The sequence below is a fragment of the Streptomyces sp. NPDC031265 genome (assembly GCF_055570295.1).
The window spans coordinates 1-10,785 of record NZ_JBVIHM010000046.1 but is presented as its reverse complement, the minus strand read 5'-3'; the positions used below and the strand labels follow the sequence as shown (position 1 = coordinate 10,785).

The 10,785-nt window shown below is 69.9% G+C and carries 12 protein-coding genes and 3 pseudogenes; 5 read left to right on the top strand and 10 right to left on the bottom strand.

What is annotated here, in order from left to right; genetic code table 11:
* Positions 1-120 precede the first annotated feature (120 nt).
* Both ACZ499_RS37825 and ACZ499_RS37820 read right to left on the bottom strand, forming a co-directional pair.
* The gene (locus tag ACZ499_RS37825; RefSeq protein ID WP_468681444.1) at positions 121-663 is read right to left on the bottom strand and encodes a GNAT family N-acetyltransferase; all 543 of its coding nucleotides are present in this window, start codon (positions 661-663) and stop codon (positions 121-123) included.
* Between the two features lie 89 nt (positions 664-752).
* Positions 753-980, bottom strand: a complete 228-nt coding sequence (locus ACZ499_RS37820; protein WP_468401833.1) for a hypothetical protein — start codon at positions 978-980, stop codon at positions 753-755.
* Positions 981-1,040: 60 nt separating this feature from the next.
* Here ACZ499_RS37820 and ACZ499_RS37815 point away from each other — a divergent pair, with 60 nt between their 5' ends.
* A complete protein-coding gene (locus ACZ499_RS37815) occupies positions 1,041-1,412 on the top strand; it encodes a hypothetical protein (RefSeq protein ID WP_468681442.1) in 372 nt (123 codons plus the stop codon).
* Here the strand turns inward: ACZ499_RS37815 and ACZ499_RS37810 are convergent.
* The 4 genes and pseudogenes from ACZ499_RS37810 to ACZ499_RS37795 form a co-directional block, all read right to left on the bottom strand.
* Positions 1,382-1,724: pseudogene (locus ACZ499_RS37810) on the bottom strand (peptidase inhibitor family I36 protein). The gene ACZ499_RS37815 and the pseudogene ACZ499_RS37810 sit on opposite strands and share 31 nt — an antisense overlap.
* A 54-nt stretch (positions 1,725-1,778) precedes the next feature.
* Positions 1,779-2,225 carry a hypothetical protein gene (locus tag ACZ499_RS37805; protein ID WP_468681439.1) on the bottom strand — a complete coding sequence of 149 codons (447 nt, stop codon included), beginning with the start codon at positions 2,223-2,225 and terminating at the stop codon, positions 1,779-1,781.
* Between the two features lie 26 nt (positions 2,226-2,251).
* Positions 2,252-2,857 carry a dihydrofolate reductase family protein gene (locus ACZ499_RS37800; RefSeq protein WP_468681437.1) on the bottom strand — a complete coding sequence of 202 codons (606 nt, stop codon included), beginning with the start codon at positions 2,855-2,857 and terminating at the stop codon, positions 2,252-2,254.
* A gap of 168 nt (positions 2,858-3,025) precedes the next feature.
* Entirely contained in the window at positions 3,026-3,766 is a 741-nt protein-coding gene (locus ACZ499_RS37795) for a DUF6193 family natural product biosynthesis protein (protein ID WP_468681436.1), read from the bottom strand.
* Between the two features lie 269 nt (positions 3,767-4,035).
* Between ACZ499_RS37795 and ACZ499_RS37790 the strand changes: the two are divergent.
* A pseudogene (locus ACZ499_RS37790) lies at positions 4,036-4,514 on the top strand (hypothetical protein).
* Positions 4,515-5,425: 911 nt separating this feature from the next.
* Here ACZ499_RS37790 and ACZ499_RS37785 read toward each other — a convergent pair.
* On the bottom strand, positions 5,426-5,584 hold the full coding sequence (locus ACZ499_RS37785) for a hypothetical protein (RefSeq protein ID WP_468681434.1): 159 nt from the start codon (positions 5,582-5,584) through the stop codon (positions 5,426-5,428).
* A gap of 215 nt (positions 5,585-5,799) precedes the next feature.
* Between ACZ499_RS37785 and ACZ499_RS37780 the strand changes: the two genes are divergently transcribed.
* Together ACZ499_RS37780 and ACZ499_RS37775 are read left to right on the top strand one after the other, a co-directional pair.
* Positions 5,800-6,717, top strand: coding sequence for a tyrosine-protein phosphatase (locus tag ACZ499_RS37780; protein ID WP_468681432.1), 918 nt, complete (start codon positions 5,800-5,802; stop codon positions 6,715-6,717).
* A gap of 220 nt (positions 6,718-6,937) precedes the next feature.
* The gene (locus ACZ499_RS37775) at positions 6,938-7,294 is read left to right on the top strand and encodes a hypothetical protein (protein WP_468681430.1); all 357 of its coding nucleotides are present in this window, start codon (positions 6,938-6,940) and stop codon (positions 7,292-7,294) included.
* A 189-nt stretch (positions 7,295-7,483) separates the two neighbouring features.
* On the opposite strand, the gene ACZ499_RS37770 is transcribed toward ACZ499_RS37775, so the two are convergent.
* The 3 genes and pseudogenes from ACZ499_RS37770 to ACZ499_RS37760 form a co-directional block, all read right to left on the bottom strand.
* On the bottom strand, positions 7,484-8,557 hold the full coding sequence (locus tag ACZ499_RS37770; RefSeq protein ID WP_468681429.1) for a hypothetical protein: 1,074 nt from the start codon (positions 8,555-8,557) through the stop codon (positions 7,484-7,486).
* Between the two features lie 117 nt (positions 8,558-8,674).
* On the bottom strand, positions 8,675-9,238 hold the full coding sequence (locus tag ACZ499_RS37765; protein ID WP_468681427.1) for a hypothetical protein: 564 nt from the start codon (positions 9,236-9,238) through the stop codon (positions 8,675-8,677).
* A gap of 129 nt (positions 9,239-9,367) precedes the next feature.
* Positions 9,368-9,743: pseudogene (locus ACZ499_RS37760) on the bottom strand (PHP domain-containing protein); the annotation flags it as partial.
* A 7-nt stretch (positions 9,744-9,750) separates the two neighbouring features.
* On the opposite strand from ACZ499_RS37760, the gene ACZ499_RS37755 reads away from it, so the two are divergent.
* Complete coding sequence (locus ACZ499_RS37755) at positions 9,751-10,677, top strand: hypothetical protein (protein ID WP_468681426.1); 927 nt, start codon at positions 9,751-9,753, stop codon at positions 10,675-10,677.
* Positions 10,678-10,785: the final 108 nt, after the last annotated feature.

The following is a 10,785-nucleotide window of genomic DNA, read 5'->3' as shown; positions in this document are numbered from 1 at the left end:
CGAAGAGTAGCCTACGCTCCCCCCCTCCCTCCCCCGCCACCGAGGCGGAGCCAAGGGACCCCCCCCCCCCCCCCCCCCCCCCCCCCCCCCCCCCCTGGCCCTGTAGTCGTGGGCAGCAGCCTAAGCCCTCGACTCCGCCTTCCAGTCCTGGGCGAGCAGGCCGAGCAGCACCTCGTCCAGGAACTCGCCCAACACCCAGGCCGAGGAGCGCAGCACGCCCTCACGGACGAAGCCGTTGCGCTCGGCGGAGCGCAGCATCGCGGTGTTGTCCGCCAGCGTCTCGATCTGCAGCCGGTGCAGGCCGCGCACGACGAAACCGTAGTGGCACAGCGCCGCGACCACGTCGGTGCCGTAGCCCTTGCCGCGGGAGGACGGCAGCAGGCCCAGGCCGATGTGCGCCGACCGGTTGTGGGTGTCGATGCCCCACAGGGTCGCGGTGCCGACCAGCGTGCCGCCGTCCAGCTCCACCACGGAGAACGGGACGCTTCCGTGCTGGCTGTCGTCCACCACGAGCCGCGGGTCCTTCGAGCCGGGCGTGACCGGCCGCCACGGCCCGGACTCGGCCCGCGAGGCGTTGGCCACGTCGTCGTAGAGCTCGGCCCGCAGGATCGGGATGTCCTCCTCGTGCCGGGCCCGCAGCCCGATCTTGTTGCCTCGAAGCATGCGAGCTTCCTATCGGACCGGGTCGGCCTGCGGCAAACCAATTAAGCCCATCAACGGCCGTCCGTTGTCCCGTCCGTTGTCCCGTCCGGTCACGGCCGCGCTTCCCGCCGCGCCTGCTCGCGCAGGGCCATCCGGGCCGCGGGCGAGGGACCGTCCGGGCCCCAGTACGGATGGGCGGCGATCAGGACGGACAGCCGCTGGAGGCTCCGCCGGGCGGCCGCGGTCCCGCCCGGAGCGGGATCGGTCAGCCGCCGGTACGCGTCGTACCACGCCACCTGGGCTGTCACGAGATCACGGGGGAAGGGAAACGTCGCCATGGCGGTATTAGACCGTGTGTTCGAATTAGCAGGCAAAAGCCCAGGTGGAATGCTCCCGCCGTGGCCTCCACCCGTCGTCCCCTCGGCACCGGCCCGCAGACACCGCAGCCGCCGGTGCCGCCCGCCGAGCCCCGCCGCCGCGTGCACGCCACCCGGGCCGATCTGGACACCGGCCCCCTGGACCAGGCCCACCTCCCCGACGTCGACGATCTCCGGGCCCGGGGCGTGCTGAGCCCCGAGCCCTGGGGAAGACTCCACCCCGTGAGCACCACGTGCCGGCCGCTGGGGACCGGCCGTGAACGCGTTTTCCGCATCACCGATCTCACCGCCGAGAAAACAGCGCTCCACCGCACTACTTGGCACGGTTGCCGCGGCTACTGGGGCTACTGGGGCTACTGGGGCTACTGGGGCTTCATGGAGCGAATTTGGTAACTGCCCTGCAGGTCGCCGCGTGTGAGGGGGAGTGTGGACCCGACGCGGGTGCGGGGGTTGTGGTTGGTGCCCGTGTAGTACTGCACCCGGTAGTTCGATCGGTTGTCTACCGAGCGCACGTTCTGTCCCCTCTGGATGAAGCCGCAGTCGTCTGCAGTGTTGGCTTTGTCGCCTCCGAACCACTGACACCCTTGCCCGGTGCGGTTCCAGCCCGCTGTAGACGCAGAAGTACCCGGAACCGAATTCGTAGGCCCCCGCACCGGCAGGTGCTGCGGGAGCCGCAGCCGCGGCGGGAAGACCACCGCGGAGCATGTGACCCGTGGCCTGTCCGGGCAGGCGAGGGGCGGGCAGCGGTGCCGGGGTTGATCACGGTCGCGAGGTGGTGAACCGGTTGGTGGGGGAGCCGCCTGTACCGGCTGGTCTGCCGCCGTTGGAGGAGCGACGGGAGGTGTGGTTGGTCCAGGAGTTATCGGTGCATGCCCGTCTGCACGCCGAGATCGAGTCCGAGCTGTTGCCGCTGTGGCGGGCGGAGCGGATGGTCGCCGCCTGGAGGCGGGAGCGGGGGGTGCCGAGCGAGGCGGAGGTTGCCGCGGAGCAGGAGCGGTGGGGGTGTGACCGCGCCTGGGTGGAGGCGCGGCTTCGGCGCTCGCGGGCGAAGGAGTGGGAGGCCCGCCTGCTGAAGGCGGCGCGGGAGGAGGGGGTGTTCGAGCCTGTCTCCCAGCGGCTGGGGGTGATCCGGAGCGCGCTGGTGGCCGCCATCACGGGCGACGTGGAGCACTTGTTCTGCCCCGCGGAGGTTCCGCCGGTAGCCATCGGCGGAACCTCCGCGGCCCATGACGCTAGTAGCTGTCGTAGCTGGGCTTACCGTTTGACCGGTAGACGCCGACGATGGTGCCGCCCTTCGTCGTCGAGACGCTGACCGGCTCCAGCGCGGTGGGGATCGTTCCGTCGGCGAACAGCCGCTTGCCGGTGCCGATGATGACCGGGTGGATGGTCAGCCGGTACTCGTCGACGAGGCCGTGCTGCATGAGGGTCTGGGCGAGGTCGCCGCTGCCGACGACGTTGATGTTGCCGCCGTCGGATGCCTTGAGCTTGCGCACGGCATCGACGACGTCGCCCTCCAGCAGCGTGGAGTTCTGCCACTCGACGGACGTCAGGGTCCGAGACGCCACGTACTTGTGCATGCTGTTCATCCGATCGGTGAACGGGTTGTCGGGATCGGCGGTTGGCCAGTACGACGCGAAGATCTCGTACGTCTTGCGGCCGAGCAGCATCGCGTCGGAGTGCTCGTACCAACCGGCGATGGCCGTGCCGACCTCGTCGTCGGCCACCGGTTTCTGCCAGCCGCCGTGCTTGAAGCCGCTCTCAGCGTCCTCGTCCGGACCGCCCGGCGCCTGCATGACGCCGTCGAGCGTCAGGAACGTGCAAACGATGATCTTGCGCATGGTGTGCTCCCTTCGTCGACGGGTAGACCGTACAACCGCCGGAAACTCATCGGCGGAACTTCCGCGGCGCAGGACACCAGCGTCAGTCCGGAGGGGCTTCCCAATGAGAAGTCAAGCCCTGGCAGAGCGTCCCCAACCCCGGTCGAGCGAGCCGCTTGCCGGGCGGGATCATTCGCCGAGCGTGGTTGGGCCGAGGCCGGACGGCAGCCGGCGCACTGCCACTGCCACGGCTTCCTGCGCTGTGGCGAATTGGCCAAGGTCATCGTCGATGAAGCCCGTGCCCACCCCGTACGTGCCGTCGCTGTTCGCGCTCAGGCATGGTCCGACGACGGTAAGGTCTGGGCGGGTGGTGGTCGAGAAGCGCAGTGCCCAGTGGCTCGTGAACGGGTAGAGGGCACGTAGTGCCGGCTCGGCGTGCGCTGCCTCGATGAGGTTTTGGTACGTCGCCTGCCAGGCGTACTCCAGTTCGGCCGCCTCCCGACGCATGCCCTGCCATTCGGATTCCGTCGAGCGCGCGGGATCGTTGTCGGGGACTTCGAACCGGCCGGTCAGGTGCACGAAGGGCGCCGCCTGTCGGATGTCCCCCAGGGCCGCCCCGTCGCACCACGCCCGGACGGCCCGAGCGACCTCGGCCAGGTCGTCCGTCTCGCCGTCGATGAGGGCCACACCCTGAAACGACTCCGTACCGCGGATCGACCACTGCCGTTGGTGCGACCAGGCGCTGATCTGCAGCGGCTCGCGGTGCGGCGGCGTCCCTTCGACGATCGCGTGGAGCAGCGGAGCGAAGTCTGGTGACGTGACGGCGACGGCTTCCAGGCCGCCCTCCGCCTCGGCCCGTAGGGCTGTGGCGAGGCTGCCGTGGGCCGCGACGTCGGGGTACAGGACTGAGGGATCGGGAGGGGTAGGCACGGCTCCTGATTGTGCCCGAGCCGCCGACTCTCCGGTCTCAGTTGCTCGCAAAGCAGAGGTCGGACTCGCAATCTACGGAGTCACACGCGAAGTCAAGAACCGATCGGTCTGAGGGCCTCGGCTTCGAAGGCGCCGGTGCGCGGCCATGCCTACGAATGCGGTGTCGTATTCCGTTCAAAGCCGAGCATCCGCTGTGCGGGCGCTCGTGCTGGCAGGGAGCCGTGCGGACATAGGGCGGGCTCCTCGGCAAGGTGGCAGGGGCAAAGGCTGTGGAGATCACCGTCCAGTGGATCCGGACGACCTGGACGAAAGAGTCCCGAGGGGGGAGGGGGGAGGCCGCGGCTCGAAGAAATGCAGCTCCCGTCGGCTTCGCTCTCCCGGACGATCAGGCTGCCTTCGCGCACGTAGTCCGTATGCATGAGCGCGAAGGCTTCGAGCCGTATGACAACCGGGAAGACCTGGGCAAGCTCGATGTCCAGCTCCGTGAGCCGATGGTCGGTTGAGGGTGTTCCCCCGAGTGCAGCCCCTGTTCGCCCTGCCGCCCCGGCAGCGCCAGCCTGCGGCTGTCCGGCTCGTCCCTGGTCAATGGGTCCGCTGGCAGCTCAACTACCGCTTCAGTAGCGCCCTGGGGATCCGGGACTGGACGTACTGGCTGGACACGTTCAACATCGCATACGGCCCTGTGGATGCCGATGGGTTCTTGTCCGCGCCCACCGTGTTCATCGACGAGCGCGGACCACTCCGGTAGTTCAAGTAGCTGCTTGTCGCCGAGGAGGGCAAGCCGCGAATTTCGGGTCTGCAGTGCGGGCAGTGGAAGGAGCAGATGGTGGCGCTCGTCAAGAAGGAGTCCAGGCGCATCGTCGTAGACGGCGTCACCTACCGCTGGCGCGTCCGCCACAAGCCGACCCACTGCCAGGGCAACGGCTGGACTCTGCTGACGTTCGCGGTCGAGGACGCGACAACCCCGGGAACCACTCTCGTAGTCCAAACCGATCGCCCCCACCCCGGAAACTGGTTCGTCCTGCCGACAAAGCCGTCATTCCAGCTGATGTCGCGCAGGCCATACGGATCGCTCTCGCACGAGGGTGGACGCCGCTCGCGAACGGATCCCCCTTCCGCCTCGAATTCTCAAACGGGAGCACGACTGGCGAGGAAGCAGCCCTCGCCAGGGGACTGTCGGCATGGTCGGTGCGCGCCATAGGCCGATGCAGAGAAGGTCGACGCGTCCGTAGCGGGCGACGGTTTTGGCGAGCCGGAACTGGTGGCTGGGGCCGCCGGACTTGAGCCGCACCGCGTAGCTGCGACCGACCGGACGCCCCTGCGGGCGGGCCCGTGCAACGTGCGAGGGAACACGGGGCCGTCCTTCTCCCGTCGCCTGTCAGACGGGCACGGCCGACGGTACGGGCCGCGGTCGGCTACCGCCTGCTGGTAGGCCTGTACGGGGAGCAGACCCGCAGCCTGCGGGTGCGCGGCTTGCCGCCATACCAGACGTCCACAAACCACGACGGTGGTGCCTCTGACGCCATCTCGGCAGTGCAGCAGTTCGACCCAAGAGGAGGGCAGTTCGGATCCGTCAAGTGCAGCTGACTGGCTGCTGTCGGGGGCGGGACGTGGAGCTCTCCGCGCGGCCCCCTCCAGAACCCACCGCTCCAGGGGTGATCAGCCGGGCGCGGGCAGGAGGGGCAGAGGCGGGGCGGCGGCGTCCGGGCCGTGGTGGCTGCCGGGGCCGTGCCCGGGCTCGGTGGCTCGGCGGTCGGCGCCCATGCCGTCCGTGCCGGGCACGGCCCGGAGTTGGTGGATCTGACCCGGCAGTTCCACGTGGCGTCGTGCTGGCCGGACGCTGGTGCGGCACTCGCCGAGCTGGTTGTCGTCCGTCGGTCGAGCGTGTTTGGGTCCTCAGTCGGCATCTGGCGCCGCTGCCAACTGACGGGTGGTCACGGTATGGGGTGGGGCTGTTGTTTCCTGCGTGCGCCTTCCAGGCACAAGATCCACGCGCTACGTTCCCGGCTTCCCCCCATGGAAGGAGCCCCCTCGTGGCACCGATAAGACGCGCCATCAGCACGTCTGTGCTCGCCCTGGCCCTGGTGATGCCCCTGGCATCCGGTACGGCGCAGGCATCCCCGGCTGCGAACCATGCCCGCCCCGCCTACAGCACGGTTACGGCCCCGCGGGTGCTGGCGCTACCGGGCACGGTCAACGCCCGGGACATCGGGGGCTACCGCACGTACGACGGCAAGACCACCCGCTGGGATGTGCTGTACCGCTCGGAGACCCTGTCGAAGCTGCCGCCCGAGGGCGTGAGCGCGCTGGCTAACCTGGGGCTGGGCAGCGTGATCGACCTGCGTACCGGGCCCGAGATGCAGGCTGACGGAGCTGACCGGCTTCCGGCCGGCGTGACCTTGATCGCCCAGCCGGTCGACGACACGTCGTTGTTCGCGTTCATCGGCATGGTGGTGCGCAGCAAGGACCCCGTGTACCAGCAGCAGCAGCTCGGCGGAGGAAAGGCCGAAGTGAGGATGGAAGCGCTTTACCGTGCTTTCGTTACCAACCCGGCGAACCGGGCCGCGCTCGGGGCAGCGATCCGCACCGTGGCGAACTCGAACGAGCCCTCGATGTTCCACTGCTCGGCCGGCAAGGACCGCACGGGAATCCTCGCGGACACGATCCTGCGCGCGGTCGGCGTGCCGGCCTCCACGTCCGAGGGTGACTACCTCCTGAGCAATCAACTCCGTGCGGCATCGGACGCTGCGCTGAAGAGTCAGCTCAAGGCCGCGGGGTTCATGCAAGACCCGACCCTGCTTGACCCTTTGCTTCAGGTGCGCAGCAGCTACCTGGGGGCGTTCAGGGCGCAGGTGGTGGCCGACTACGGAAGCTTCGGTGACTTCCTCACCGAAGGGCTCGGGCTCGATGCGCTCACCTTGTTCAAGCTGCGGTTCCGCATCGTCGGCTGACCCCCGAAAGGGAGTGTCCGATCAACGGCCCTGGCGCGCGTTCGCTGGTGACGCAGCGTGTTGCCATCCGTGGAGGGTGCGGTGGCGAAGCAGGGTGAAGCCTGCGCGTCCGTGTATCTGGCGTGCGATCCGTTTGGTACGCGGCGTAAGCATGGGCCAGTCGGCCGCTGCCAGCGGGAAGCCCACCGGCAGCACGAGGGCGAGCAGCGCTGGCAGTGCCATGGCCGTGAAGCTCAAGGGCGACACCGCGGCGAAGAGCAGCACCGGCACCTACGCGTGGGGGACGCGCGGTACGGCCTTCGACGTGAGCATGGACGCCAAGGACTTCGGTGCGCTGAGTCCGGGCGCGACCACCACCATGCGGTTCGTGGGCGGCGCCTACTACTACCGCGTGAAGCCGCAGCCCGAGGGTCCGCTCAAGGACAAGTACTGGATGAAGGTGGACGGCTCCGCCATCTCCGGCGCCCAGGGCAACAAGGCGTTCAGCCAGAACAACGGTGACCAATCGGGTTGTGGTTGTGCGGTCACACACGAAGATGGGCAGACCTGTCGCTCACCGCATCCAACGCTGGTTTGACTTGCCCTCCACCCTCTGCGATAGGGACGTCAACTGGTGCGGTAGAGCAAGGGGACTGCCGCGACCGCCACCGATTCTTCGCGTCCATCTGATCGATGCGCACCCCACCCGCCGAACTCCAAGCCCTGATCACCGCTGTCGCCACCGGCAGACCTCAGGACCTCTACCGCCCGGTCCAACAAACCACCGCTAGTCCCCGCCACCGCCGTCCCCGCCACCGCCGTCTCCACCGCCGCTGTCTCCCCCGCCTCCATCGCCGCCGCCCCCGTCTCCCCCGTCGGAGCCCCAGCCGTCCGAGCCGCCTGGTTCGTTGTCGTCGCCGCCGCTGCCGAGGTTGCTGAACCAGGGGCGGTCCCAGGAGTCGTCGGTGGCGACCGGCTCGCCGGCGCTGGTGTGCGGACGCTGGAGCCGGAAGCGGGCCGTGCCCGTGGTGTCGCCCAGGCCAAAGGTGACCGCGAAGGCCTGGGCCATGACGGCGTCCAGCGGGTCCGGGCTCTCGTAGTGCACGGGCGCCAGGGGCAGCAGCACCGTTTCGGGGTCGAGGTCGGGGCGGCGCGGCGGTCGATGTATCAGGGCGACCCGCTGCTCGTCGCGCAGCAACCAGGAGCTCGTGTGGTCTGCCCGTCGCAGCTCCCAGAGGCCCTGGGGCAGCCGTGCCCGTGCGTAGCTCTTGGACTTGCGCAGCTTCTTCTTCAGGACGAGGGCGGCCGGTACGTCCCCGACGGTCATCCGAAGCCCCTGCGCCTGGTCAGCGGCGCTGTTCAGGAAGCCGTGCGGTGCCCGTATCCGTACGGGGGGAGCGCCCGGCCCCCACACGTCCACGCGTACCAGTCGGCGGTCCACCGCCACGCCTACCTGGCCGACGGGTCCGTGGGCGTACCGTCGGGCCATCCACAGCGGCACGCCCTGCGCCCGTGCCCGCTCGGCCAGGGCGTTCAGCTGCGCGGACCCGCCACAGTGTCGTACCGCCAGTTCTCCGAGCTTCTGGGCGAACTCGGCTGCCTGGCGTACTTTCACGGGAGTGGCGGTGCCGGTGACGCGAGTGACCGGGATGACGCCGCTGCCTGCGGCCAGCCGGTCCAGCGGACGTTCCGTGCCGCCGCCGCCGAGCCAGTGGCCGCGCTGGAACGCCTCGGCCATGGCCGGCAGGTTCAGCTCGCTCAGTGGCGTGACCTTGCCGCCGCGACGCAGGTCTTCCTCCGTCAGCTCAACGGTGCGCGCCAGCGGGTTCCACGACCGTTCCGTATAGAGCGCCTGGCTCATGCCTTCTCCCCGTGTCCGTGCAGTACAGCGACCGAGCCTATCGAGGCTCAGGACGCGTTCGCGCAGCGTCCGGTTTCCGGAGCCCGCGGACACGGCCGGCGGCTGACCCGGGCGGGGTCAACGACCCGCGCCGACCTGGATGCGGCTCACCGGCCGCCGCGAATCGATTGCCCGATCAGGGAAGGGCCGCGCCGACAGGGGCACGGTGACCCGGCGGCGCGATAACGCCCTGACTGGCGGGGCATCGTTTCCCGGCGATGCCCGGGTGCTCGCCGCCGGCTGAGCCAAGGGACTGGGCGCGGTGGGTGAACGAGACGCTCGCGAACCGGATCTCCGCGACGTCTTGGGCAGGTCAACGCCGTCCGTCGGAATCGTGCGCAGATCTGCCTCTGTGCACAGCTGTTTGAAGTCGCTGACGAACAAGCTCTCCTGGTGCATGTCGGAGTTCTCCAGGGCGCACCGGCGTAGCGAGGCCCAGTCGGAGCGGATGGCGGGGACGGCGGTGCCGGCCACGGACAGGGCCGTCTCCCCGGTCCGCAGCGGCAGGCCGAGCACCCCGAAGGTCGCCGCGGTCGCGGCGCCGGTGCCTGCGGCAGCCAGCAGTCGGCTCCGCGCGCCCTGGCGCGCAAGGTGGGCCTGCTCGTACTCCGTGGTGTCGGCCGTGCCGCGGAAGTGCCGCATCAGTCACGGTTCGACGGCGTGCGGGCGCAGCTCGGCGGCGGCGCTCTGGTCGATCGACAGCCGGGTCAGCAGCTGGGTGGCCCGCGCGTGTTGCACCAGCTCGGTGGAGGTTGACGTACTGGCGGCGGGCCTGTGGATGCGTCGCCGGGCGGTAGTTGTGCCTGCAGGCATGCCCGTCATTCTCAAGCGCGGCTCCTCCACGTGCCCACCACCGCGGACTGGAGTGCGCGGGCGCCGAGGAGCCCTGGCGGTGTCGAACGCCGGGGCCTGCGAGATCCACTCCGAAGGTCGGACGTACCCCGACCTTCATGTACGCCTTCGCGTGCCGCACCGCGCCGGTGAGGCTGTCCCGATCAGTCAGCGCGAGCGCGTCCATGCCGAGCTCAGCCGCCCGGCGCACCAGGTCCTGCGGGTGTGAGGCGCCGTAGCGGGCAGAGAACCCGGAAGCGACCTGGAGATGCCTCCCGATCGGGAACCCGGCGCACCGGCCGTCCCCTGCCCGCATCATCGAGATGTGCGGCCGGGCGTCCCAGGACCCGGCGCTGCGCCGCCCGGACGGCTGGCTGCCCTCCTCGTACGCGGCCGATCTCACCCAGGCGGCCGCCCCGACCCCGCCGCAGCCGGCACACCCGCCGACGCAGGCGGCCACGGCCGCACCGCCGGCGCACCTCCCGACGCAGGCCGCGCCGCACACGCCACCGCCCGTGTACGCGCCGACCCAGCCCGCGTATCCGCACCCCGTACAGCCGCAGTCGGTGCGTCCTCCCGTGGCGGGGACCGTCGCGGGTCATCCGGCGGGGGCGGTGCCGCCGCAGCCGCCCCGCAAGCGGAACCGTGCCGCACTCGTCGTCGCGGGAGCGGTCGCCGCCGCGCTCATCGGCGGCGGCGCGTACATGGTGGGGCAGATCACCGGCAGCGACTCGGACGGCGGTCAGGACAACAAGAAGAGCGGCAAGAAGGACAGCTCGTCGTCGCAGCCCGGCGGCGCGGCTTCGGGAGCGGGCGCCGGCAGCGGAAACAGCAAGGCCCCGGCGGCACCGAAGGCAGCCGTGTACAACAACATCAGTATTCCCATCGGTTACTCCGTGAACTTCGCCGACGAGCCGCCCCAGCCGCAGAAGCTGGACGTGTTCTACGAAGGGGACTTCGGCTACGCGGAGGACATGGTCAACGGTGACGCCCTCGCCACCAACCAGTCCAAGAACACCATGGCGCTGCTGGACTCCGGCGAGCCGGGTTCACTGGCCGGCTGCCGCGCCAACACCCGGTACACCACGTCTATCACGAAGGACAAGCTAGGCAAGGGGTCCCGGATCTGCGTGAAGACCGGCTCCGGGCACTACGGCCTGGTCACCGTACGCGGCTTCGCCCCCAAGGAGTCACCGAGCCAGTTCGTCGGCGTGGACCTCACGGTGTGGCGCAACGCGACCGCCTCCTGAACGCGCGTGCCACAGTGGCGGGCCCGCCCGTGCCCGTCAGGCCGTGCTGAGTGGATGGGCCGCTGTGGTGGAGCGCGGGGGCCAGGCGCGGGGGGCGAGGATGCCGAG

Coding starts and splice junctions, on each gene's coding strand:
- ACZ499_RS37825 (WP_468681444.1), bottom strand. CDS start 663: ATGCTTCGAGGCAACAAGATCGGGCTGCGGGCCCGGCACGAGGAGGAC.
- ACZ499_RS37820 (WP_468401833.1), bottom strand. CDS start 980: ATGGCGACGTTTCCCTTCCCCCGTGATCTCGTGACAGCCCAGGTGGCG.
- ACZ499_RS37805 (WP_468681439.1), bottom strand. CDS start 2,225: ATGGCTACCGGCGGAACCTCCGCGGGGCAGAACAAGTGCTCCACGTCG.
- ACZ499_RS37800 (WP_468681437.1), bottom strand. CDS start 2,857: ATGCGCAAGATCATCGTTTGCACGTTCCTGACGCTCGACGGCGTCATG.
- ACZ499_RS37775 (WP_468681430.1), top strand. CDS start 6,938: ATGGCCGTGAAGCTCAAGGGCGACACCGCGGCGAAGAGCAGCACCGGC.
- ACZ499_RS37770 (WP_468681429.1), bottom strand. CDS start 8,557: ATGAGCCAGGCGCTCTATACGGAACGGTCGTGGAACCCGCTGGCGCGC.
- ACZ499_RS37765 (WP_468681427.1), bottom strand. CDS start 9,238: ATGCGGCACTTCCGCGGCACGGCCGACACCACGGAGTACGAGCAGGCC.
- ACZ499_RS37755 (WP_468681426.1), top strand. CDS start 9,751: ATGTGCGGCCGGGCGTCCCAGGACCCGGCGCTGCGCCGCCCGGACGGC.